Origin of the sequence: Salipiger pallidus (assembly GCF_014643635.1) — a bacterium.
GTDB lineage: Bacteria > Pseudomonadota > Alphaproteobacteria > Rhodobacterales > Rhodobacteraceae > Salipiger > Salipiger pallidus.
The window spans coordinates 325,184-348,463 of sequence record NZ_BMJV01000003.1 but is presented as its reverse complement, the minus strand read 5'-3'; the positions used below and the strand labels follow the sequence as shown (position 1 = coordinate 348,463).

At 65.3% G+C, this 23,280-nt stretch carries 23 protein-coding genes; 12 read left to right on the top strand and 11 right to left on the bottom strand.

The genetic code is table 11. From position 1 onward, the window contains the following. Nucleotides 1-295 precede the first annotated feature (295 nt). The gene (locus tag IEX41_RS09655) at nucleotides 296-802 is read left to right on the top strand and encodes a flavin reductase family protein (RefSeq protein WP_188790030.1); all 507 of its coding nucleotides are present in this window, start codon (nucleotides 296-298) and stop codon (nucleotides 800-802) included. A 208-nt stretch (nucleotides 803-1,010) separates the two neighbouring features. Here IEX41_RS09655 and IEX41_RS09650 read toward each other — a convergent pair whose 3' ends face one another. Continuing rightward, nucleotides 1,011-1,433, bottom strand: coding sequence for an NUDIX hydrolase (locus tag IEX41_RS09650; protein ID WP_308421501.1), 423 nt, complete (start codon nucleotides 1,431-1,433; stop codon nucleotides 1,011-1,013). A 285-nt stretch (nucleotides 1,434-1,718) separates the two neighbouring features. On the opposite strand from IEX41_RS09650, the gene IEX41_RS09645 reads away from it, so the two are divergent. From IEX41_RS09645 to acpS, 3 genes are read left to right on the top strand one after another with little or no spacing between them, the layout of a single operon-like run. Continuing rightward, the gene (locus IEX41_RS09645) at nucleotides 1,719-2,471 is read left to right on the top strand and encodes a pyridoxine 5'-phosphate synthase (protein ID WP_188790028.1); all 753 of its coding nucleotides are present in this window, start codon (nucleotides 1,719-1,721) and stop codon (nucleotides 2,469-2,471) included. Next, entirely contained in the window at nucleotides 2,471-2,938 is a 468-nt protein-coding gene (locus IEX41_RS09640; protein ID WP_188790027.1) for a hypothetical protein, read from the top strand. The genes IEX41_RS09645 and IEX41_RS09640 overlap by 1 nt, the downstream gene beginning before the upstream one ends. Nucleotides 2,939-2,941: 3 nt before the next feature. Next, nucleotides 2,942-3,346 (top strand): holo-ACP synthase, encoded by a 405-nt coding sequence (acpS, locus tag IEX41_RS09635; RefSeq protein WP_188790026.1) that lies wholly within the window; start codon nucleotides 2,942-2,944, stop codon nucleotides 3,344-3,346. A gap of 409 nt (nucleotides 3,347-3,755) precedes the next feature. Here the strand turns inward: acpS and IEX41_RS09630 are convergent, their stop codons facing one another. The 4 genes from IEX41_RS09630 to IEX41_RS09615 form a co-directional block, all read right to left on the bottom strand. Then, a complete protein-coding gene (locus IEX41_RS09630) occupies nucleotides 3,756-4,328 on the bottom strand; it encodes a cob(I)yrinic acid a,c-diamide adenosyltransferase (protein WP_188790025.1) in 573 nt (190 codons plus the stop codon). A 2-nt stretch (nucleotides 4,329-4,330) separates the two neighbouring features. Beyond that, nucleotides 4,331-4,534: a twin transmembrane helix small protein gene (locus tag IEX41_RS09625; RefSeq protein ID WP_188790024.1), complete on the bottom strand. Its 204-nt coding sequence runs from the start codon at nucleotides 4,532-4,534 to the stop codon at nucleotides 4,331-4,333. A gap of 64 nt (nucleotides 4,535-4,598) precedes the next feature. Further along, nucleotides 4,599-5,432, bottom strand: a complete 834-nt coding sequence (locus tag IEX41_RS09620; protein WP_188790023.1) for an SDR family NAD(P)-dependent oxidoreductase — start codon at nucleotides 5,430-5,432, stop codon at nucleotides 4,599-4,601. Between the two features lie 46 nt (nucleotides 5,433-5,478). Continuing rightward, a complete protein-coding gene (locus IEX41_RS09615) occupies nucleotides 5,479-6,024 on the bottom strand; it encodes an SH3 domain-containing protein (RefSeq protein WP_188790022.1) in 546 nt (181 codons plus the stop codon). 180 nt (nucleotides 6,025-6,204) lie between these two features. On the opposite strand from IEX41_RS09615, the gene IEX41_RS09610 reads away from it, so the two are divergent. From IEX41_RS09610 to IEX41_RS09590, 5 genes are all read left to right on the top strand, one after another. Beyond that, on the top strand, nucleotides 6,205-8,517 hold the full coding sequence (locus IEX41_RS09610; RefSeq protein WP_188790021.1) for a DNA topoisomerase IV subunit A: 2,313 nt from the start codon (nucleotides 6,205-6,207) through the stop codon (nucleotides 8,515-8,517). Nucleotides 8,518-8,926: 409 nt separating this feature from the next. Beyond that, nucleotides 8,927-10,156 carry a DUF898 family protein gene (locus IEX41_RS09605; RefSeq protein WP_188790020.1) on the top strand — a complete coding sequence of 410 codons (1,230 nt, stop codon included), beginning with the start codon at nucleotides 8,927-8,929 and terminating at the stop codon, nucleotides 10,154-10,156. Then, a complete protein-coding gene (locus tag IEX41_RS09600) occupies nucleotides 10,156-11,283 on the top strand; it encodes a M48 family metallopeptidase (protein WP_188790019.1) in 1,128 nt (375 codons plus the stop codon). The genes IEX41_RS09605 and IEX41_RS09600 overlap by 1 nt, the downstream gene beginning before the upstream one ends. A 191-nt stretch (nucleotides 11,284-11,474) precedes the next feature. Then, on the top strand, nucleotides 11,475-12,233 hold the full coding sequence (locus IEX41_RS09595) for an electron transfer flavoprotein subunit beta/FixA family protein (protein WP_188790018.1): 759 nt from the start codon (nucleotides 11,475-11,477) through the stop codon (nucleotides 12,231-12,233). After that, nucleotides 12,233-13,159, top strand: coding sequence for an electron transfer flavoprotein subunit alpha/FixB family protein (locus IEX41_RS09590; RefSeq protein ID WP_188790017.1), 927 nt, complete (start codon nucleotides 12,233-12,235; stop codon nucleotides 13,157-13,159). Before IEX41_RS09595 ends, IEX41_RS09590 begins: the two co-directional genes overlap by 1 nt. 93 nt (nucleotides 13,160-13,252) lie before the next feature. Here the strand turns inward: IEX41_RS09590 and IEX41_RS09585 are convergent, their stop codons facing one another. Next, entirely contained in the window at nucleotides 13,253-14,860 is a 1,608-nt protein-coding gene (locus IEX41_RS09585; protein ID WP_188790016.1) for a BCCT family transporter, read from the bottom strand. 247 nt (nucleotides 14,861-15,107) lie between these two features. Between IEX41_RS09585 and IEX41_RS09580 the strand changes: the two genes are divergently transcribed. Then, nucleotides 15,108-15,674 carry an NADPH-dependent FMN reductase gene (locus tag IEX41_RS09580; protein ID WP_188790015.1) on the top strand — a complete coding sequence of 189 codons (567 nt, stop codon included), beginning with the start codon at nucleotides 15,108-15,110 and terminating at the stop codon, nucleotides 15,672-15,674. 309 nt (nucleotides 15,675-15,983) lie between these two features. Here IEX41_RS09580 and IEX41_RS09575 read toward each other — a convergent pair whose 3' ends face one another. From IEX41_RS09575 to IEX41_RS09560, 4 genes are all read right to left on the bottom strand, one after another. Further along, a complete protein-coding gene (locus tag IEX41_RS09575; protein ID WP_188790014.1) occupies nucleotides 15,984-17,789 on the bottom strand; it encodes a KpsE/RkpR family capsule polysaccharide export protein in 1,806 nt (601 codons plus the stop codon). Next, nucleotides 17,767-18,426, bottom strand: a complete 660-nt coding sequence (locus IEX41_RS09570; protein ID WP_188790013.1) for an ABC transporter ATP-binding protein — start codon at nucleotides 18,424-18,426, stop codon at nucleotides 17,767-17,769. The genes IEX41_RS09575 and IEX41_RS09570 overlap by 23 nt, the downstream gene beginning before the upstream one ends. A gap of 231 nt (nucleotides 18,427-18,657) precedes the next feature. After that, nucleotides 18,658-19,689, bottom strand: coding sequence for a permease (locus IEX41_RS09565; RefSeq protein WP_188790012.1), 1,032 nt, complete (start codon nucleotides 19,687-19,689; stop codon nucleotides 18,658-18,660). Beyond that, nucleotides 19,682-20,029, bottom strand: a complete 348-nt coding sequence (locus IEX41_RS09560) for an ArsR/SmtB family transcription factor (protein ID WP_188790011.1) — start codon at nucleotides 20,027-20,029, stop codon at nucleotides 19,682-19,684. The genes IEX41_RS09565 and IEX41_RS09560 overlap by 8 nt, the downstream gene beginning before the upstream one ends. A gap of 106 nt (nucleotides 20,030-20,135) precedes the next feature. Here IEX41_RS09560 and IEX41_RS09555 point away from each other — a divergent pair, with 106 nt between their 5' ends. Then, nucleotides 20,136-20,732 (top strand): uracil-DNA glycosylase family protein, encoded by a 597-nt coding sequence (locus IEX41_RS09555; protein ID WP_188790010.1) that lies wholly within the window; start codon nucleotides 20,136-20,138, stop codon nucleotides 20,730-20,732. After that, nucleotides 20,729-21,520 (top strand): SseB family protein, encoded by a 792-nt coding sequence (locus IEX41_RS09550; protein ID WP_188790009.1) that lies wholly within the window; start codon nucleotides 20,729-20,731, stop codon nucleotides 21,518-21,520. Before IEX41_RS09555 ends, IEX41_RS09550 begins: the two co-directional genes overlap by 4 nt. 517 nt (nucleotides 21,521-22,037) lie before the next feature. On the opposite strand, the gene IEX41_RS09545 is transcribed toward IEX41_RS09550, so the two are convergent. Further along, nucleotides 22,038-23,108, bottom strand: a complete 1,071-nt coding sequence (locus IEX41_RS09545) for a 5-(carboxyamino)imidazole ribonucleotide synthase (RefSeq protein WP_188790008.1) — start codon at nucleotides 23,106-23,108, stop codon at nucleotides 22,038-22,040. Between the last annotated feature and the right edge of the window lie 172 nt (nucleotides 23,109-23,280).

The following is a 23,280-nucleotide window of genomic DNA, read 5'->3' as shown; positions in this document are numbered from 1 at the left end:
GCTGTTGTGCCAAAGGCACAGTTGCAATGCCAGCTTTGCAAGGATTGAAGCCGCCACGCAAAGCATTGTATTTACCCGGATAATAATTTTCCAGAATCTGCCTTGGACCTGGGCGCAACCCATGATTGCGCGCCTTGCAGGTTATACCCAACTCACGTCAAGCTTGCCTCGACACTGTCCCGCCGCACGCTTATTCCTCAGGCAGGGAGCCGGAAGACAAGGCAGCGCAACCTGCCGAGAGACAGGAGACAGACGACGTGCAACTGCGAGCGCAAGGGTCCGGGCGGGCCACATCATGACCGACGAAACCAGGGATTTCGACCCGTCCGATGCCGATCCGCGTGATCTTCGGGACGCGCTTGGTCGCTTCGTGACCGGCGTGACCGTCGTAACCTGCAACACGCCGGATGGCCCCGTGGGAATCACGGCCAACAGCTTTGCCAGCGTGTCTCTCGATCCGCCGCTCGTACTATGGTCGCCTGCGAAGAATTCTCAGCGCTACCCGTTTTTCATGGCTGCAGATCATTTCGCGATTCACGTTCTGCTGCGCGAACAAGTGAACCTGTGCCACGCTTTCTCGCGCTCGGCGGACGGGTTCGCTGCGGCCACATGGCATGAAGGCCCCCATGGCGTACCGCTACTGGAAGGCTGCGCCGCCCGTTTCCTGTGCGAGAAGGCCGCCGAACATGACGGCGGCGACCATTCCATCCTGATCGGCCATGTCTTGTCTGTTTCAACCAAACCGGGCGCACCACTGACCTTCAATGCTGGGGCGTTCGGCGGGTTCATCGCTGACAGCTGATCTTGGGCGGCGCCAGCCGCGGGGCTGGACCGCCGCCCTTTCTGGCGCAGAACTGCGGCCGCGACCGAACCATGCCGGCCCCGCGTTCCCCAAGCGCGGCCCACTCGGGCGCGCCGGTCAGCCGCTGAGGGCCACGCTTGTGCCCGGCCGCCCTTTCAGCAACGTCCGTGCGGACAAGAGGCCACCTGCTGATTGGTCCCGAGGTCTATCAGGCCGCAGCAACGATCCTTTTCAGATCCAGGGCCGCGAAGGTCCCTTCGGCAAGTGTCCGGAGTAAATCGGCCAGTTCGGGTTCGTGCACGCGCCTGGCGGCGACAGCCGGGCTGAACCACTTGCGCTTGCGTTGATTGCGCTCTTTCCAGTTGCGCTTCAGCTTTTCCACGAGCATCGGATACACCCGGACATTGCATGGCAGCACCGTGCCATCTTCAAGCACCTTGCCGTAGACATAGCTGCCGATCTGAACACGACCGATCCGACCCTTGGCACCGGCCTCCTCAAGCGCTTCGATCGCGGCGGCGGCCCACGGCTTCTTGCCGTCCATTTCCCAGCCCTTTGGCATGACCCAGCGCCCCGTGTCCCGGGACGTGACCATGAGAACCTGCAAGCCCCCCTTCCTGTCCCAGAACATGGGGAGAGCCGCGATCTGATCGCCATGTCGTACCATCTGCGCCTGCCTCTGTCGCCTTGAAGCGCCAAGCTAGGCCACGGTTGTTAAGAAGCGATGACCCCTGCCAACTTTTACGGAAATTACACCGGAAATTAACAACCATTGCGTGCATAAGCGCAGCGGGCCCATGCCGTTCGTGACATCTGATGACCGTCGGTGCTGAAAGCACGGGCACCAAAAGGCATTTCCCATCCAGCCGCTCTGAGGATACTGTCCCCCCGTCACACCATCCCGGCGAGGACCGAAATGCCAGACTATGCCGGACGCCTCAGGCTTGGCGTCAACATCGACCACGTTGCAACCGTGCGCAACGCCCGCGGCGGTGCCTCCCCCTGCCCTCTACGCGCCGCCGAAATTGCCGAGGCAGCCGGTGCCGACGGCATCACGGCTCACCTTCGTGAGGATCGGCGCCACATCTCGGACGCGGATATCGACGGGTTGATGGAAACGCTGAACCTGCCGCTGAACCTCGAAATGGCCGCCACCGAGGAAATGCTTGCCATCGCCCTGCGCCACAAACCGCACGCGGTCTGCATCGTCCCTGAAAAACGCGAGGAGCGCACCACCGAGGGCGGCCTCGAAGTGGCTCATGACGAGAACCGGCTGGCGCATTTCATCACGCCACTGCGGGACGCGGGTTGCCGGGTGTCGCTGTTCATCGGTGCCGACAAGGCGCAGGTCGCGGCCTCGGCCCGGATCGGCGCGCAGGTGGTCGAGCTGCACACCGGCCACTATTGCGACATGCATTACGAGGGCAACCTTGCCGCCCGTGACGCCGAACTCGAGCGGCTGCGCGAGATGACCGCCTATGCCCATTCACTGGGGCTCGAGGTACACGCGGGCCACGGCCTCACCTACGAGACGGTGAAGCCGGTTGCCGCCTTCCCCGAGGTGATGGAGCTTAATATCGGGCATTTCCTGATCGGCGAAGCCATCTTCCGAGGTCTGCCCGACGCGATTGCCGAGATGCGCCGCCTCATGGACGAGGCACGGGCCTGATGCGCCGCGCCGCGCTGTCGCTGGCCGGCGGACTGGCCGGAGGACTGGCCGCTGTGCTTCCGGGCGCGATCTTCGCGCAGGAGGTGCAGGAGTGCGACTGGCAGGCCAGCGCGCAGAACATCCCCGAACCCTGGGGGGATCACAGCCGCAGTTTCGCCGAAGGCGCGGTGCGGCTTGCGGTTCTCGACACCATTGAACCCGGCGGAGCGCCCCTGAGGCTTCTGGTACTCTCTCCGCCGCATGACGAGATCGGCGCGCGGCAATGCAAGGTCGTCGGTCTTGGTGGCGCGGGCTTTGCCGGGATGGCCTTCGACCGGCTCGAGGCGGACTACGATCCCGCCCTCGGCCTGACATTCGTGCTGCCGGTGCAGTTGCACGACGCTGCGGCTGGGGGATTTTCCTGGACAGAGCTTTCGGTAACGGTGAACCAGGCCACCGGCACCATCACCCCGAGCTTCGAGAACTGATCAATGATCCTCGGCATCGGCACCGACCTCGCCAATATCGAGCGCATCGAAGGTACGCTCGAACGCTTTGGCGACCGCTTCCGCAACCGCGTCTTCACCGAAACCGAACAGCGCAAGGCCGAGCGCCGCGCAGATGTGGCTGGTACCTATGCCAAGCGGTGGGCCGCCAAAGAGGCGTGCTCAAAGGCGCTTGGCACCGGGCTGCGCATGGGCATCGCGTGGAAGGACATGGCGGTGAGCAACCTGCACACTGGCCAGCCGGTGATGGAGGTGACCGGCTGGGCGCTCGAGCGGCTCGAGGCGATGACGCCGCCCGGTCATGAAGCGATTATCCATGTCACCCTTACGGATGACCATCCTTGGGCCCAGGCCTTCGTGGTGATCGAGGCGCGACCCGTGGAGGGCTGAGATCTGTGGGGACGGCGTGGGGGCGCTGCCCCCGTCTCCTGCGGAGACTCCCCCGGGATATTTCGGGTCAAAGGAAACAAGGCGTGCGGGCGGCGTTTTTGCATTTGATGATTTGCCGGGGGATGAGCGGGCTTCCCCGAAGCCGTCCGAGGGCAATTTCACACACGACTTCGCGGAGCGCTGGAATCGCCGCAGGGCAAGAGGGGGACAGCCCCCCGCCATCTGTCATTCCTTCGCGATTTTGGTCCGCCAAGTGCGACCCCCCGCAGCATGGGAATACTATATCGGCGAAACCGAGCCCATTGTCCCGCCGCCGTTCCCTTAATACGCACCGTAACCACCGCCCTGCCGCTACCGACTACCATCCGGCGATCCCCCGAACAGGTGACCGCCCCGGGGCTGCAGCGCCTCAGCGGTTGGCGCCGGGCACCCAGAGCACGTCGGCGCGGCCATCATCGTTGGCGATGCGCGAGGCGACGAAGAACCAGTCGCTCAGGCGATTGAGGTATCGCACCGCGTGCTCGTTCACGTCCTCGACCGAGGCAAGCTCGACCGCGCGGCGTTCGGCCCGGCGGGCGACCGTGCGGCATTGGTGCAGGTGGGCAGCAAGTGCCGAGCCGCCCGGAAGGACAAAGCTGCGCAGCGGCTCGAGCCTTGCATTCATGGCATCGATCTCGGCTTCCAGCCGATCGGTCTGGGCAGCGACCATACGAAGGACCGGGTAGCCTGCCTCAGAGTCCTTCTCCATGTCCGGGCGCCCCAGATCGGCGCCCAGGTCGAAAAGGTCGTTCTGGATGCGCGACAAGCTTGCGGCCATGTCCTCGTCTGCGTGCAGGCGGGCGATGCCCAGCACGGCGTTGAGTTCATCCGCGGTGCCGTAGGCTTCGACCCGGGCGTTGAACTTGGGCACGCGGGTGCCGTCCACCAGCGCGGTGTCGCCCTTGTCCCCGGTGCGGGTGTAGATCTTGTTCAGAACGACCATTCTCAACCTCCCCGGCGCAGCAGCACGAACAGAACGATCAGCACGACCGCCACGGCCTGTGCCCCGATCCGCCAGCGCATCGCCTTGTTCGCGTATTTCTTGTTGAACTCTCCGCCCTTTGCGAAAGAGCCGATGCCAAAGAGCAATATCGCGACCACGGCGATCATCGCCACCGCCATCACCATGAAAAGGGGATCATCTCTCATCGCCGTCTCCTCCGCTCCTCGGCTTTGTCCGACACATAGCGCCCCGCCGCGCGATTGCGAAGCCCTAGCGGGCGCGAGCGATCAGCAGATCAAGCGCCCGGGTCGGCAGCAGCCGTCGCAGTGTGCCCATGAGATACGTGGGCGTGGTGACATAGTAGCGCGGCGCGGGTCTTGGGTGTTCCAGCGCCTTCACCAGCTTCGCCGTGACCGCCGAGGCGGGCAGTTCGAACCGGTCCTCTTTCGGGGCAGCATAGAGGCGCGGCAGCAGCGAAGCTTCGTATTGCGCGGCCCGGGGCGAGGCGCGCCAGTCGATCCATCTTTCGAAATGCGGGACCGAGTTGGCGCGGATGCGCGAGGTGATGGGCCCCGGTTCAATCAGGATGACCTTGATGGGGGTATCGCTCATCTCGATGCGCAGCACATCGGTGAGGCCTTCGAGGGCGAACTTGGTCGACACGTATGCGCCCCGCCACGGCATCGGAACGAGCCCCAGCACAGATGAGCAGTTGACGATGCGCCCGTGCCCCTGGGCTCGCATCACAGGGATTACCTTGCGCGTGAGATCGTGCCAGCCGAAAACATTGGCTTCGAAGATCTCGCGCAGGGCGCCGGTGGGCAGATCCTCCAGCGCGCCAGGCACCGCGAATGCGCCGTTGTTATAAAGTGCATCCAGCGTTCCGCCGGTGGCCTCGAGCACTTCGGCCAGCGCGGCGTCGATGCTTGCTGGATCGCTGTAGTCGAGGCGGGGGCTGTCGAAGCCCATCGCCCGAAGGCGTTCACAATCGGCCTCCTGCCGGCACGAGGCAAAGACACGCCAGCCCCGGTCACGAAGACCATGGGCAGCATCGATGCCGATGCCGGAAGAACAACCTGTGATGAGAACGGAGCGCTTGGTCATGCGCGTTCAGGTGCCCGACCCGTCAGTGCGGGTCAAGCGCAGACCGTCAGTTCACGGCAGTGCGCAGGAAATCGTCGGACATCCAGCCGATGCGGTTGCTTTCCATGACTCGCAGCTTGACCCAGCCCTCACCGGGATCGGCCACCACCTCGACATCGTCACCGCGGCGCAGCTGGTCGAGCACGCTGAACCGGGTGCCCGGGCCATTGCGCATGTTGACCACGTTGCCGCTCACCTCGCGCAGGTCGGCCTGCGGCTCGGGGCTGATATCGTTCACCACGTTCAGCGACGCAAGCTGGACAAACGCGGGCTGTGCATCGGCCACCGCGTCGGGATTGGCGGAGGCCAGTGTCAGGTCGAGCTTCGGAACCGGAGTGTCGGCAACCGTATTGCCGGAGATTTCGGCTTCGACGGTCTCGCTGGAGGCAGCGGCGACCGCGACCACCCGGGGCTTGGAGGCGGGGGGGGCGGGCATGTCGAATAGCGCCGCGACCGGGATGCCGTTGGTCCCGGGTTTGAAATCGGCACCGCCGGACAGTTCGTACCAACCGAACGCAAGAACGCCAAAACTCAGCAGCATAAGACTTTTCATGATGCATACCCTCCGGTATTGCAGTCGTATCCGGACGCGCGCGACACCATTAATGAACAACGCGAAATTGAATCGTCAGCATTCAGCTTTCTGAATACCTCTGAATGAATTCGGCAAAAATTCCGCAAGCCAACTCGGGACAGCTTTACCGACCTGTCCACGAAAGCTATCAGCGTATCTATGAATGACATCGTCGATGACCCCAACATGAACCCTCGTAATGTGGCCGAGCCTCTGCGCCGCGCGATTGGCGAGCGCTACTTGACCTACGCGCTTTCGACGATCATGAACCGGGCGCTTCCTGACGCCCGGGACGGGCTCAAGCCCGTGCACCGCCGTATCTTATATGCAATGCGCAGACTTCGGCTTAGTTCCGCCGGAGGCTTCCTGAAATCGGCAAAAATCAGCGGCGACACCATGGGGGACTTTCACCCGCATGGTGACGCGGCGATCTACGACGCCATGGCGCGCCTCGCGCAGGACTTCACGATTCGCTATCCGCTGGTCGACGGTCAGGGCAACTTCGGCAACATCGACGGCGACAACCCGGCAGCGAGCCGGTACACCGAAGCGCGCATGACCATGATGGCCGAGGCGCTTCTGGATGGCCTCGACGAAAATGCCGTCGATTACCGGCCCAACTACGATGGCCGTCTCGAGGAACCGGTGGTGCTGCCGGCGTCCTACCCGAACCTGCTGGCCAACGGGTCCAGCGGTATCGCGGTGGGCATGGCCACCAACATCCCGCCGCACAACATCGGCGAGCTGATCGGCGCGTGCCTGCATCTCATCAAGTCACCGAACGCGGTGGATGACACGCTGCTGCAATACGTGCCCGGCCCCGACTTCCCCACTGGCGGCGTCATCGTGGAGCCCGCCGAGAACATCGCGCAGGCCTATTCCACAGGGCGCGGGTCGATCCGGCTGCGGGCGCGCTGGCATGTGGAAGACCTCGGGCGCGGCGTCTGGCAGGTGGTGGTCACCGAGATCCCCTATCAGGTGCAGAAGGCCAAGCTGGTCGAACGGCTCGCCGAGCTGATCCAGACCAAGAAGGTGCCGATCCTCGCCGATATCCGCGACGAGAGCGCAGAAGACATCCGCATGGTGCTCGAGCCGAAGTCCAAGAACGTGGACCCGGATGTGCTCATGAACATGCTGTTCCGCAACTCGGATCTCGAGACGCGGTTCTCGCTCAACATGAACGTGCTGATCGACGGCGTGACCCCGAAGGTCTGTTCGCTCAAGGAAGTGCTGCGCGCCTTCCTCGATTTCCGCCGCGATGTTCTGTGCCGCCGCGCCGAGCACCGGATGGAGAAGATCGACCACCGGCTCGAGGTGCTCGAGGGCCTGATCATCGCCTTCCTCAACCTCGACCGGGTGATCGACATCATCCGCTACGACGAGGACCCCAAGAGGGCGCTCATGCGCGAGGACTGGGCGAAGGACTTCGCCCGCGCCACCTCCGAAGCCGACTACGTCTCGCCGCCGCATGATCCCGATGCCGAGATCGTGCTGACCGAGGTGCAGACCGAGGCCATCCTCAACATGCGCCTGCGCAGCCTGCGCCGTCTCGAAGAGATGGAGCTGGTGGCCGAACGCGATGCCCTGCGTGAGGAACGCACCGGGCTGGAGGATCTGCTGGCCTCCGAGGACCTGCAGTGGGGCCGCGTGTCCGAGCAGCTGCGCGAGGTGAAGAAGAACTTCACCAAGGGCATCGACCGCGGCGCGCGCCTGACCACCTTTGCCGATGCCGGCGAGGCCGAGGACGTGCCACTCGAGGCGATGATCGAACGCGAGCCGATCACTGTGGTGTGCAGCCAGATGGGCTGGATCCGCGCCATGACCGGCCATATCGACCTGACCCGCGAGCTGAAGTTCAAGGACGGCGACGGCCCGCGCTTCATCTTCCACGCGGAAACCACCGACAAGCTGCTGATCTTCGGTAGCAACGGACGGTTCTACACCCTTTCGGCGGCGAACCTGCCCGGCGGGCGCGGCATGGGTGAGCCGGTGCGCATCACCGTCGACCTGCCCAACGAAGCCGAGATCGTCGACCTGTTCATCCACCGCCCGGACCGCAAGCTGCTGGTGGCGTCCTCTGCCGGTGACGGCTTTGTCGTGCCCGAGGCGGACGTGGTCGCCCAGACCCGTGGCGGCCGGCAGGTGCTGAACGTCAAGGACGGCGCCAAGGCGAAGATCTGTCAGACGGTGAGCGGCGACGCGGTGGCCGTGGTGGGCGAGAACCGCAAGATGCTGGTCTTCATGCTGGATGAGCTGCCCGAGATGGGCCGCGGCAAGGGTGTGCGACTGCAGAAGTACAAGGACGGCGGCCTGTCGGATGCCACCACCCTGACGCTGTCTGAGGGCCTCTCGTGGCTCGACCCGGCGGGGCGGACCCGGACCGAACCGGACCTGTCGGAATGGCTTGCCAAGCGGGCCACCTCGGGGCGCATGGCCCCGCGCGGCTTCCCGCGGGACAACACATTTGGCTGACTGAGGCGGGCGGGGCTTCCCCGCCCGTTTTGTGTTCCAGACAGGAAGCCCCTGCGGCATCCTCACGTCAACCGGCCGGCGCGATGGCTCACCGCGTGCGCTCACATTGACCACCAGCCGCGCGCGTCACCCTTCGACCTGCATCGCGCCATAGCCCATCACCAGCACGCGCATGACGCCTCACTGTCCGCCACGGGTTCTATCACTTCCACTCCTGCGGCACCGTCCAAGCGCCCTGCGAACCGATCCGAACGCGCCGCCAAACTTGCGACGACCTTGCAACACCCTCTTGCACTACCAACCCTCGCGATGCTCATTGGCACGCACCGAACTTTCACGCGCCCGTTTCACCATCTGATTTTCCAAACTCTCCTTTGCGCGCACCCGATCTGCGCGACGCGAGGCCCCCATGACCGACATCCCGCAGCCCCCCAACCATGCCCACGGTGACTACACCGGAAGTGGCAAGGCCTTGTTCTTTTTGGCCTTTCGCACCACGCTGCTGACCATCTTCACGCTTGGCATCTACCGGTTCTGGGCCAAGACCCGCATCCGCCGCTTCATCTGGTCCGCCGTGCGAATTGACGGCTCGCGGTTCGAGTACACCGGCACGGGCCTTGAGAAATTCCTCGGCTTTCTGATGGCGGTGGTGTTTCTGGCCCTTTACCTCGGGCTGATCCAGATCCTGCTGGCTTGGTTCGGCATGACCCTGCTGAGCCCCGCCGCCACACCCGAGGGCGCGCTGCTGCAGACACTGGGGGCGTCACTGACCGGTCTTGCCACCGTGCCGTTCCTGTTCTTCGCCATCTACCGCGCCCGGCGCTACCGCATGGCGCGCACCCGCTGGCGCGGCATCCGCTTCGGCATGGAGCCGGCCGCTTGGGGGTATGCCTTCCGGGCCATGGCCTACTGGGCGCTGACACTGCTGAGCCTCGGCCTGCTGACGCCGCTGATGACCTTCCGACTGGAACGCTACATGACCGACCGCACCTGGTTCGGCGATGAACGCTTTGTCCAGGGGGGCCGCTGGACGGCGCTCTATGCCGCGATGAAGCACCTCGGCATCGGGTTGGCGCTGGTCCTGGGCGGCGGAGCGCTGCTGGGGCTCGGTGCCGGGGTCGGCCCGAACCTGCTGGGTGGGCTGGCGCTGGCCGCCGGGCTGGTCTGGCTTCCGGTGGGCGTGATCTCGTACCGGGTGCAGGGCTTTGCCATCCTGACACGCCACAAGCGCCTCGGGGAAGACATTACCTTCGAGGCGCAGCCGTCCACCAAGACGGTGATCCTCACCTACGTGGTGGGCGCCATCGGCCTGGCCGTCGCACTGTCGGTGGTCACCGGCATCTTCGCCGGTGCTGTCGCCGGGGTGCTGTCACTGACCAACCTCGACACCGCCCTGCAACAGATGCCCGCCGGAGCGGTGATTGCAGGCATTATCGCGGTCCTGGGCTACCTGCTGACGCTGGCCGCAGCCCGTGCGGGCGCGCTTGCAGCGATCACCCAGCCGATCCTGCGGCATTACGTGACCAGTGTCACGCTGGTGAACCTTGCCGCGCTACAGGGCATCCACCAGCGCGCGGGCGATGCCGGCGCCGATGCCGAAGGCTTTGCCGACGCGCTCGACATCGGCGGAGCGCTGTGATGCAGCCGGGGACCGCCTTCCTCTACGACGGGCAGACCGCGCGCCGCCACGCGGTGGCCGTGGCGCTGACCGAAGACCGCACCGCGCTGCGGATCACCGGCGATACCATCCCCGCCCCCCTGCTCTGGCCGCTGCAGGACCTGCGCGCGGTGCCCGGCCACGAGGGCGATGCGCGGCTGGTCGTCACCCGCCACGCGGACGGCGTGGACGAGCTGCAGCGCGATCCCGCGCGGCTGCTGGTCGACGATCCCGACATGGCCGCTTGGATAGAACGGACCCGCCCCCGCCTGCACAAGCGCGACTTGAGGGGCGGCACCGGACGGCGCATCGGCCTGCGCATCGGTGGCGCGCTCGCTGCGGTTCTGGTGATGATCTTCGTCATCCTGCCCGCCCTGGCGGGCACCCTTGCCCGGCTCATCCCGCTGGAGCGGGAACAGGCGTTCGGACGCGCGGTGCGCACGCAGGTGGAACGGTCCTTCGGGGCAACGGAGGCCGGCACGCTCGATTGCAATGCCCCTGCGGGGCGCGCCGCCCTTGATAGCATGGTGGCCCGGCTGACGGCGGGCGAGGACCTGGGCTATCCGCTTCAGGTGACGGTGCTCGACCATCCGATGATGAACGCCTTCGCGGTGCCCGGCGGACAGGTGGTCATCATGCATGGACTGCTCGACAACGCGGAAAGCCCCGACATGGTCGCCGCCGTGCTGGCGCACGAGATCGGCCACGTGGTCCACCGCGATCCCACCCGCCATGCCCTGCGCACGACGGGCTCGGTCGGCCTGCTGGGGCTGCTGTTCGGAGACTTCACCGGCAGCGCCGCCATGGTGCTGCTGGCCGACCGCATGATCAACGCAAGCTACGCCCAAGGCGCAGAAACCGCTGCCGACGGCTACGCCCACGGGCTGCTGCGCAACGCCGGCCTGCCCCCCGAAGCGCTGGCCGAAATGTTCGAGACCTTCCGCCGCGAATACGGGGACACCGGCGGCATCGCCGCGCATTTCGTAAGCCACCCGCAGCTGGCCGAGCGGATCGAGGCCGCCCGCAACGCCCCCGGACCGCAGACCGAATCCGGCCCGGTTCTGGACGATGACCAGTGGGACGCGCTTCGCGCAATCTGCGCCTCTTGAACGTCGCGTACGCGGATAAGCCGTCGGCGGCATATCGCGAAAGCGACACCAAGTGGCTACGAAACGCCGCGTCGATTTGGCGCTAACAGGTCGTTTTAGGCCTGTTTCCCCCGGATCGTCTTCGTTACACCTTTCTCAAAACCAACAGGAGCCACGCGCCGCGTGGCAAAAACCATGGGAGACTATCGCCGATGAAGGTACTTGTGCCTGTCAAACGCGTGATCGACTACAACGTGAAGGTCCGTGTCAAAGCGGATGGCAGCGGCGTCGATCTTGCCAATGTCAAAATGTCGATGAACCCGTTCGACGAGATCGCCGTCGAAGAGGCCATTCGCCTCAAGGAGGCCGGCAAGGCCTCCGAGGTGATCGTGGTGTCGATCGGCGTCAAGCAGAGCCAGGAAACCCTGCGCACGGCCCTTGCCATGGGCGCGGACCGCGCCATCCTGGTAACCGCGGCCGAGGATGTCCACACCGACATCGAACCGCTCGCCGTCGCCAAGATCCTTGCCGCCGTCGTCAAGGAAGAAGAGCCGGGCCTCGTGATCTGCGGCAAGCAGGCCATCGACAACGACCTGAACGCCACCGGCCAGATGCTCGCAGCGCTCACTGGTTTCGCGCAGGCGACCAACGCCAACAACCTCGAAGTCGAGGAAGGTTCGGCCACCGTCGCCCGTGAAGTGGACGGCGGCCTGCAGACCATCAAGGTCACCCTGCCCGCCATCGTGACCACCGACCTGCGCCTCAACGAGCCGCGCTACGCGTCGCTGCCGAACATCATGAAGGCCAAGAAAAAGCCGCTCGACGAGAAGACGCCCGAGGACTTCGGCGTTGACGTCGCACCGCGGCTCGAAGTGGTCACCACCGCCGAGCCCGCAGAGCGTGCCGCCGGTGTCATGGTCGGCTCGGTCGACGAGCTGGTTGCGAAACTGAAAGAAACGGGGGCACTCTGATGGCCGTTCTTCTTCTTGCAGAAATCACCGATGGCAGCCTTGCCATGGACGCCACCGCCAAGACCGTCGCCGCTGCCTCCAAGCTGGGCGACGTGACCGTGCTGGCAGTGGGTGCCACCGCCAAGGACGCCGCGGGCGAAGCCGCCACCATCGAGGGCGTCTCCAAGGTGCTCGTTGCCGAGGACGCGATCTACGGCCACCGTCTTGCGGAACCCACTGCGGCGCTGATCGTCAGTCTCGCCGGAGACTACAGCCACATCGTCGCCCCGGCGACCACCGACGCCAAGAACATCCTGCCGCGCGTTGCCGCGCTGCTGGACGTGATGGTGCTGACCGATGTGACTGGCGTCGTCGACGGCGACACCTTCGAGCGTCCGATCTATGCGGGCAACGCGATCCAGACCGTGAAGTCCAAGGATGCGACCAAGGTTATCACCTTCCGCACCTCGACCTTCGATGCGGCCGCCACCGGTGGCTCCGCCGCGCTCGAGGACATCGCCGCAGCCGAGAACCCTGGCCTGTCGGAATGGGTGTCGGACAAGGTTGCCGAAAGCGACCGTCCCGAACTGACCTCTGCCAAGATCGTCGTCTCCGGCGGCCGTGGCGTTGGCTCGGAAGAGGACTTCAAGATCATCGAAGCGCTGGCCGACAAGCTGGGCGCTGCCGTGGGTGCGTCGCGCGCCGCCGTCGATTCGGGCTTCGCTCCGAACGATTGGCAGGTGGGTCAGACCGGCAAGGTCGTCGCGCCCGAGCTCTACATCGCCTGTGGCATTTCGGGTGCGATCCAGCACCTCGCCGGCATGAAGGACTCCAAGGTGATCGTCGCGATCAACAAGGATGAAGAAGCCCCGATCTTCCAGGTCGCGGATTACGGCCTCGTGGCCGACATCTTCGAAGCCGTGCCGGAAATGACCGGCAAGGTCTGAGACCAGCCTTGAACTACAGACCAAAGGGCCCGCATCGCTGCGGGCCCTTTTGCTTTGCGACGGTGTCGCCATGCGCCGGCCAGGGCGCGAGGCTCAGAGGTTGTCCAGCGCCGGGTCGTCCTTGATCTCCACGTGCTGGATTTCCTCCGAGGCGAAACCCTTGATCAGCGACGGGATCATCATGAACACCAGAACGAAGATGGGCAGGCCGATCACCGTGATGACCTGTTGCAGCGCATTGAGCCCCGCATCCCCCGCCAGCCAGATCAGCATGCCCGCGATGGTCCCCTCGGCCACGCCCCAGTAGACGCGCTGGTGGGTCGGCCCGGGTGTTTCCTCGCCGGTGCAGAGCATGTCCACCACCAGCGACGCCGAATCCGACGAGGTGGCGAAGAAGATCGCCACGATGACCACCGCAAGGCCCTGCACGAAGGTGGTGAAGGGGAAGTGTTCGAAGAAGGCGAACATGGCCAGCGGCACGGATTCGGCCACGGCGGCGCTCAGCTCGCCGGCGCTGTCGCCCATGGCGGCGCGGGCGGTTTCACCAATGCCGTCGATCTGCATGGCCTGCCAGCCGAAGACGGCGAACCAGATGAGGGTAAAGGCCGACGGCGCCAGAAGCACGCCCATGACGAATTCCCGGATCGTCCGGCCCTTGGAAATGCGCGCCACGAAGATGCCGATGAAGGGCGACCAGGTGACCGTCCAGGCCCAGTAGAACACGGTCCAGCTGCCCTGCCAGCCCCAGCCATCCCCGCTTTCGTGGGCATAGGCCAGCATGTCGTTCCAGAAGGCCAGCCCCGGCAGCTGGCTGAAGTAGATGCCCACGGTCTGCACGATGCCGCGCAGCAGGAACAGGGTGGAGCCGGTAACGAGTACGAAGATCATCAGCAAAACGGCCATGCCGATGTTGATGTTCGACAGCAGCTTCACCCCTGAATCCAGTCCCGCAACGATCGATCCCACCGCGACCAGGGTCAGCACGGCGATGATGCCGATGCGCATCCAGGTGGTGTTCTCGAAACCCGTCAGCTCGGAGAGGCCCGCGGCGATCTGGCTCGACCCGAGACCAAGCGACACCGCGACGCCAAAGAGCGTGCCGAGGATCGCCACCACGTCGATGGTCTTGCCGATGGGGCCGTGGATGCCCTCCTTCAGCAGCGGATAGAACACCGAGGATACCCGCACCGGCAGATCGTAGCGGTGGATGAAATAGGCAAAGGCCAGCCCCGGCAGGGTGAAGATCGTCCAGGTGTGCAGCCCGAGGTGATAGAGCGAGAACGCCATGGCATCGCGCGAAGCCTCGATGGAATGCGGCTCCACACCCTCACGCGGTGGGGTGGCGAAATGCGACATGGGCTCTGCCACGCCCCAGAACATGAGCACCGTGCCGATGCCGCCCGCGAACAGCATGGTGAACCATGACATGTTGGAGAAATCCGGCTTGGTGCCGGTGCGCCCAAGGACGATGTGGCCGTGCCGGGAACAGGCGGACCAGACGAGAAAGCCCAGCCAGATGTTCACACCGAGAATGAAGAACCAGCCAAGGTTGGTGACCACCCACGCCCGCCCCCCTTCAAAGAAGGCACCGATTGCGGTGGGTGCGATGATCAAAGCTGCTAGAAATATGACCATGCAGGCAGTCGCGCTGAAGAAAATCGTAGGATCCGTACGAAGTCTCAGGGCCTTGGATAGGCTCATTGGCTCTGTCCCCTCATCGTGAGCAATTTTGAACAAACGCCCCGTCTCCCGCCATGTTCCGAATAATTGGCCTGAGACGCACTCTTTTTACGGGAGTGATGCGCGGCCGTGCTGAACAGCGCCCTGAGGCTGTGCATTGCTGCATGTCCGCTGTGCGGTGCGGACGGTTGCCGCGGCGCGGCATCTGCATAGGTTCTGCCGGGAAAGGCGTGCAACACGCTGCGAAATTTTACCCCACGAGGATACCATGGCACTGAAGCTCAAGATCGTCACGTCCAGCACCCGCCCCGGCCGCATCGGCCCGATCGTCAGCAACTGGGTCGCCGAGCAGGCCACCGCGCACGGCAAGTTCGATGTCGAGATCCTCGACCTCGACACTTTTGACCTGCCCCTGCTGGACGAGCCGAACCATCCGGCGATGCAGGACTACACCAAAGAGCACACCAAGAAGTTCTCCGCCGCCGTGGCGGAGGCTGACGCCTTCGTGTTCGTGACTCCGGAATACAACTCCTTCCCGCCCGCCGCCGTGATCAACGCGCTGCAGGCGCTGGTGCTGGAATGGGACCGCAAGGTCGCGGGCGTCGTGTCCTATGGTGGCATCTCGGGCGGCCTGCGTTCGGCTCAGGAACTGCGCATGATGCTGGCCAACATGGGCATCATGCCGCTCAAGCAAGCGGTACCGATGCCGATGGTCTTTGGTGACATCACCGACGAGGCCAAGCTGGCTCCCAACGAGGAAGTGCAGAAAGGTACGGCGGGCATGCTGGACGAGCTGCACACCTGGGCCGGCGCACTCAAGACCATCCGCGGCTAAGCACAGGCATACCCGGGCGTGCCCCAAACGCCCCCGTCAATCAAAGGCGCAGACGGCCCTGATTCTCATGCGCTGAAAAAAGGGCGGCCCCCGCAGGGCCGCCCTTTTTGCACTGCGGTCAAATCCGCCCCTTCCTGGCGTTCCCGCCAAGCCCGCGCCTCGCTACCTTCCGGCAGGTTTGCCCGGTCCTGTCGGCCAGGTCCGGTCTTCCCCTCTTTGCGGTCAGGTCCGCCCAAGCTTGGCTTTGCTCAGGTCCGACCTTGCCTGACGGGCCGCAGGTTTGCCCTAGCGGCCCGGCCGCAGCGCGGATCAGCTCGACACCTGTTCGCGCAGAATCGACGCGGTGAGAGAGATCATCAGGTAGATCCCCGAGAAGATCAGGAAGGCCAGGATCGTGTTCTCGAACTTGCGCGGGTAGGCAGCATCCTCCGAGGCCACCGGCACCACCGAAGTGGTCAGGTAGCGCGCCTGGCTGTCCGCGTCCCGCCGCGCCTGTTCCAGCCGTTCCAGCGCAGTCTGAAGCATCAGGTCCCGGGTCGACAGGTCAGCTTCGGCCAGCTTGATCTGAACCGCGATCTCGGCCAGGGAATTCTCGCCCGTGGTCGCAGAAGTCATCTGCGAATTGAGATCGGCCAGCAGGTTCTCGAGCCGGCGCACATCCCCCTCGGCCCCTTCCACACGGCTCGAGTTGGGCCGCGCGTTGTCCAGCAAGGCCTGAAGGCCGAGCTGCTTTTCCTGCAGCTGAACTTCCACGTTGCTGATCTGCGTGCGCAGCGCCGTGATGCGGCCCTCGGGATCAACGATGGACCCTTCCTGCTGCAGCCGCACGAGCCGCTCCTGCGCGTCGTAGCGGGCCTCTTCGGCATCGGCGAGCCCGGCTTCGGCATCGGTGACGGCATTTGATCGCTTGCGCATGGACAGGGTATCCACCCGCTCTTCGGCATAGCCGATGAGGGCACGGCTGAATTGCGCCGCGGTCTCGGGGTCAGCGGCCATGATCTCCATCTTGATGACACCCTCGGTGGGGTCATAGCCGATCTCGATGTTGCGCTTGTAAAGCTTGTAGGCGTCCTCGTTCGAGGCGCCATCCTCGAGCCGCTGGACCGGGTCGATCCAGTCCTGCTCGTAGTGGTCCTTGAACCCTTCGTCCCGGTCGAGCCTCAGCATCGCATCCTTCGACAGAAGGTAGCTCTGCACCGCGATCGCGTCCTGATTGGTGGCGAACTGCGTGCCCGAGAACATCGAGCCCATGCCCCCCGCGGTACTCTCGGCCTTGAGGATCAGGAACTCGGACTTGGTCGAATACATGGGCGTGGCCATGACGTAGAAATAGTACCCTGCGATCAGTGTCGGCAGCAGCACGAAAAAGGCCAGCCGGGTCAGCAGCAGCATCATTTTCTTGCGGCGGCGCGAGGCCAGTTCCTTCTGGATCTGACTGATCTCGGCGGCACGGCGTTCGGCGGGGCTGATCGTTTCGGTCGACGGCAGCTGCGGCTTGCCATGTCCCGCAGGCACAGTCTGGGGCAGTTGCACGCGGCCCATGGGGTGCTGCCCGGCAGGCTGGATGGGCCCCTTCCCCGCTGGCGGCGGAGGCGCTCCGGCCGCGCCGCCACCGGATGCTTCGGCGGCCGGCACCACGAGTTCGAGCATGTTGACGCGCTGGAACGGATCGATGCCACGGGCGCGCAGCAGGCGCACCGCATCCAGATCCGAGGTCGCCGGAAGCCCATGCTTTTGCGCCACCCGCCGCGCCATACGCAGCTGGCGGCCAGTCAGGCCCTCGCGGCGAATCGCCTCGATGTCGGTTTCGGATGACACCTGCGCGGCGGAACTGACCTCGCCCGAGCGGGGGGTCTGGGCGGTGGGCCTGCCCGCTGCGGCCTGTGGTCGCTGCGCGCCCGGCGCGGTGGATTGCGGTGCCTCTGGGCGCGGCGATTGCGCTGTCCCGGGGGCTTGCGTCCGTCGCGGCTGTGCTGCGGACGGGCCAGCCGGGCGCGCATTATCCGCAGCAGGCGCCTCCCCGCCCTCGCGCCCCTCTGGCGGCACCGGGGCGGATTGTTCGGCTGGGCTGCTGCGGCGGATACGGAATTTCTTAGCCTTGGGTTTCGTAGTCATAGAGCTGTTTCGCTTCTTCCAAGGTTTCAAACATGTGCAGCTTGCCATCCATCAAAACGGCGGCCTTGCGCGCGAACTTCTGCAGGATCTCGGGCTGGTGCGAGACGATCACGATGGTCGTGGTCCGCAGCCGTTCGGCCAGGATCTGCCCGGCCTTCCTGTTGAACTCCACGTCAGTGGAATTGGGCATGCCTTCGTCGATCAGGTAGATGTCGAAATCAAGCGCCAGCATCAGCGCGAAGGTAAAGCGCGACCGCATCCCGCTGGAATAGGTGCCGAGGGGCTGCTCGAAGTACTCTCCGAGATCGCACAGCCAGCGACAGAAGCTTTCCACGTAATCGGGGTCGATCCCGTACATTCGAGCGATGAACCGGGCGTTTTCCCGGGCCGAGATCTTGGACACCACACCACCCATGAACCCCAGCGGGAAGGACACGCGGCAGGTGCTGCGCACCTCGCCCTCATCGGGCTTTTCCAGCCCCGCCATCATGCGGATCAGGGTCGTCTTTCCGGTACCGTTGGGGGCAAGGATGCCCAGCGACTGGCCAAGTTCCACCTGAAAGGACACGCGATCAAGGATCACCTTGCGCTGTGTGCCAGTCCAGAAGGACTTGCTGACCATGTCGAATTGCAGCATTCGCCGTGTCCCGGGCTCGAGGTCCTCATTCCCTCCTTGTCTATGGAGGGTGCGTTAAGCATGTCTTAGAGGCGGAATCTGGTTACACTATGGCCCAACGGGGAAACAAAGGGAAACGCCTGCCACGTTTGGCGGGCGCAATCGCCCGGCAGACGCATCACGGCCCGACTTCCGCCCCATTTACAGGAACCGGATGCCGGACCGCGTCAATCCCGTGTCGGGAATCGTCGGTCAGGCCATGACGCTCCATCCAAAGCCCGCCAGCAACGCGCCGGTCAGCGCGAAACCGATGTAGGCGGCAAACACCCTTGGCTTCACCAGCGCCCAGACCGCCACCGCCGCCGGGATGCAGCTCACGCCGCCTGCCACGACAAAGCTCATGGCCGCGCCCGGGGCCATACCCTGATCCAGAAGCGCCGCTACCAGCGGAACGGCAGCGTAGCCGTTAAGATAGGCGGGCGCGCCCACGATCGCTCCGAGCACCACGGGCATCGCGCCGGTGCCGCCCAGTACCCCCGCGATGGTTTCCGTCGGAACGTAGCGCAGCATCACCGCCTCGATCAGGTAGGCCAGCAGCAGCCATTTCGACAGGAAGAGCAGGTTGGTCAGCGCCTCCTTGCGGAAGGTCTCGCGCCGGGATGCCTCGGTCCAGAAACGGTAGTTGCGGGTGCCCGAGAACGGCTTGGTGGGGCCGCTGCAGCAGCCCGAGGAACAGGTTTGCGGTTTCGGGCGCAGCGGGTCGGCAAAGACGGCAGAGCGGCTCGCCGCCATGGTGACAAGGCCGCCCCCAAGCCCGATGGCAACGGCGGCCACGGTCTTGGCGATGGCGAAATCCCAGCCCAGCGTGCCCGAGGTGACAAGGAACATCGCCGGATCCATCAGCGGCGAGGCCAGCCAGAACGCCATCACCGCGCTCAGCGGCGCGCCCACTGCCAGCAGTGCGGCGATGAAGGGGATGACCTCGCACGAACAGAATGGGGACAGCCCACCCATCAGCGCCGCCAGCACAATCATCCGGGTCTGCGGCCCATCGAAGGCGCGGGCCAGCAGCGTCTCGATCCCGGCGGCCTTGATGTAAGCCACCGCAAGCACCGCAAAGAGCACGAAGGGCAGCGTGTGCAGCAAAGACGTGACAGCAAACTGCGCCGAGGGGATCGCGGCCTCCCGGTCAAACAGGGCGACCGCCAGCAGGACCAATGCGCTTGCGGTGATGGCAGGATCGAGCCGGGGCATGCGGTGGATGGGCAGGGATGTGTCAGCCATGGTCATGCTCCGGATCGCTGCAATCGGCGCAGCACTGGGTCAGAAGAAACTCCGACAACGCCCGCACCTCGGAGTAGGCGGCGGCGGCGCAGATGGTGCTGCGCCCCTGCTTGGTCTGCTGCACAAGGCCAGCGGTGGTCAGAATGCGCAGATGGTGGGTGAGGGTCGACCCGGTCACTCCCGTGCGCTCGCCCAACGCACCGATGGAAAGCCCCCCTGGGCCCGACCGCACCAGCGTCTTGAGAACCGTCAGCCGCTGTTCGGATCCGAGGGCGGCAAATTGCGAGGCAGCCACTTCCAGCGGCATCTCGGACAGGCGGGGGGTGGAATCATTTTTCATTCTTCTAGCATTGTCGAAATAAAACTCTCGGGCAAGCGATATTTCGATAATGCTAGAAATGTCGTGAACACTGGACGACGCCCCCTGCCCCTCCTACCTTTGCCTCATGCAAGAGACCCTGCCAGAGCTGGCGCAGCACCTGAAAGCCTGCCGCCTTTGCCGTGAGCGCTTTGCCGCGACGGCCACGCGCCATCCGCCACGCCCGGTGGTGTGGTTCGCGCCCGGTGCGCGCATCCTCATCGCCAGCCAGGCGCCGGGCATGCGGGCGCACAATGCCGGGCGGCCCTTTGACGACCCGTCGGGCAAGCGGCTGCGGCAGTGGCTTCAGATCGACGACGACACCTTCTGGGACCGCTCCAAGGTGGCGATCATGCCCATGGCCTTCTGCTTTCCGGGCTACGATGCCAAGGGCTCGGACCTGCCGCCGCCACCCATTTGCCGCGCCACCTGGCACGAACGGCTGTTCGCGGCGCTCGGAGAGGTGCGGCTGCGGCTTTACATCGGGGGCTATGCGCACCGCTATCACCTCGGCTCCAAGGTGGGCGTGACCGAAACCGTGCGGGGCTGGCGCGCTCATCTGCCGGACGCTCTGCCCTTGCCTCACCCGTCGTGGCGCAATACGGCTTGGCTCAAACGCAACCCGTGGTTCGAGGATGAGCTGCTGCCCGTCCTGCGCACCCGTGTCCGCGAGGCACTGGAATGACCGAAACGACCCCTCTCGACCTGGCCCACGCCGCCATGGACGCCGCCCCCGACGATGACGCCGCGCGCCTGCGCTTTTACGAGCGGCTTGCGGATGGCGAGCTGTTCCTGCTGCTCACCGAAGAGCCCGAGGGCGACCAGATCTCGCCCGAGATCTTCGAGCTGGCCGATGCCAGTTTCGTGCTGGTCTTCGACCGCGAGGACCGCCTGTCACAGTTCGTAGGCCGCGCCGCGCCCTACGCGGCGCTGTCTGGCCGCGCGGTGGCGAACATGCTGGCGGGACAGGGCATCGGCCTTGCGCTGAACCTCGAGGTGGCACCATCTCAGCTGATGCTGCCGCCCCCGGCGGTGGACTGGCTGGCCGAGACGCTGGGCCACGGCCCGCAGGAGGCCGAGGGCAAGATCGAGGAGGTGCTGCCCCCGCACGGCCTTCCCGAGGTGCTTCTGACGGCGCTGGATGCCAAGCTTGCGACGGCGGCGGGCTTCGCGCGCTGCGCGTGGCTCTCGGGGGTGCGCTACGAGGGTGGCGCCCAGAGCCACCTCCTGGCCTTTGCCGGGACGGTGCCGGGGGCCGAGGACGCGCTCGCGCGGGCGGTGAACGAGGCGCTGGTGTTCTCAGGGATAGAGGCAGGCTCGCTCGACGTGGCCTTCCTGCGCGACAGCGACCCGGTGACGGCGGCGCTCACCCGGGTGGGGCTGCGGTTCGACCTGCCCGAGCCCGAGGTGCCCGAACGGGTGGAGCGGGTCGCGCCGGGCTCGGACCCCGCGAAACCGCCGATCCTACGATAATCGGGGCTCAGGGCTCAGGGCTCAGGGCTCAGGGCTCAGGGCTCAGGGCTCAGGGCTCAGGGCTCAGGGCTCAGGGCTCAGGGCTCAGGGCTCAGGGCTCAGGGCTCAGGGAGCGCAGTCATCAGCAGCTGTCAACGCATCCCTTACCATTCACCGATGGCTTCTGAGGCCCTGAAACGCTGGTCGCTCTCACAACGCGAGCCGCGCATCGCCGGTCCGCGGGATGGCGATGCAGCATCCGAACCTCTCGATTTATGCCGGCCAAGTCCGGAAAACCTCGAAACGATGTGCTGGCTTCACCAGATCGCCAGCCCGGTCGGGCGGGCCGGCGATGCGCGGCGGCTTCGCCTTGATTCCGCGCAGAGGCTTCGCGTTCAAGCGGGGTTTGACCGAGCTTGGGGCCGCGTGCGACAAGGCGGAAAAGCAGTGCCAAGCGCAAAGGCCTCCATGAGGCGAAAAGGGCGGCAGGCTATCGCCCCACCGCCCCTCAAAACCTCATCCCGGCATGGCCGAACCCTCAGCCTCGGATGATCCGGTTCACGTGGCCCATCTTGCGGCCCGCCTTCACCTCGTCCTTGCCGTAGAGATGGATGGCCACATCCGCCTCCGAGGACAGCTCGGGCAGCCGGTCGAGATCGTCTCCGATCAGGTTCTCCATCTGCACGTCGATGTAACGCGCGCCGTCGCCAAGCGGCCAGTCGGCCACGGCGCGAATGTGCTGTTCGAACTGGTCGATGGTGCAGCCGTTCTGCGTCCAGTGCCCCGAGTTGTGCACCCTCGGCGCCACTTCGTTCACCAGTAGACCCTGCGGGGTCACGAACAGCTCGACCCCCATCACGCCCACGTAGTCCAGGGCATTGAGGATCCGTGCCGCCAGCAACACCGCGTCCTGACGCTGCTTGGCCGACAGGCGGGCGGGCACGGTGGTGGTGCGCAGAATACCATCGCGGTGGATGTTCTCGCCGGGATCGAAGCAGGCCACCGAGCCGTCGGCGCTGCGCGCTGCAATCACCGACACCTCGCAGGAGAAGTCCACGAAGCCCTCGAGGATCGCGGGTGCGCCCTTCATCTCGGCCAGCGCCGTCGCCGCCTCCTCGGGGTTCAGGATCCGCACCTGCCCCTTGCCGTCATAGCCGAAGCGCCGGGTCTTGAGGATCGACGGCGTGCCGATCACCTCGATGGCGGCGGCAAGCGTCGCCTCGTCGGTGATGTTGGCGAAGGGCGCGGTCTTGAGGCCGAGGTCGGTGAGGAAGGTCTTTTCCGTCAGCCGGTCCTGCGATACCCGCAGCGCCTCGCGGCCGGGGCGGATCGGGCGGATCTGTTGCAGCAGGTCGAGCGCCTCCGTGGGGATGTTCTCGAACTCGTAAGTGATGACATCAACCGATTCCGCAAAGGCGCGCAGGGCGGCCTCGTCTTCGTAGGCGGCGGTGGTCACCGCGTGGGCGACATGGCCGGCGGGCGGGTTGGCGCCCGGCTCGTAGATGTGGCTGCGCAGGCCAAGGCGGCTTGCCGCGACCGAGAGCATGCGGCCAAGCTGGCCACCGCCGAGAATGCCGATGGTTGCGCCCTGGGGAAGGGGATTGGTCATGGAAAAGCCTCCGCGCGTTGCCTTGGTCGGCTTTTCCCGCGAAACGCCGTCCGCTTCAAGCGAAGATGCACCCAGCAGCGCCCCTGCCCCGGTTTGACAAGCGCCGCAGGTCCAGCCCTGCACGGGTCGGCCCCGCCGGGACGGGCCACTGGCTGGGTTCGACAGGCCGCCG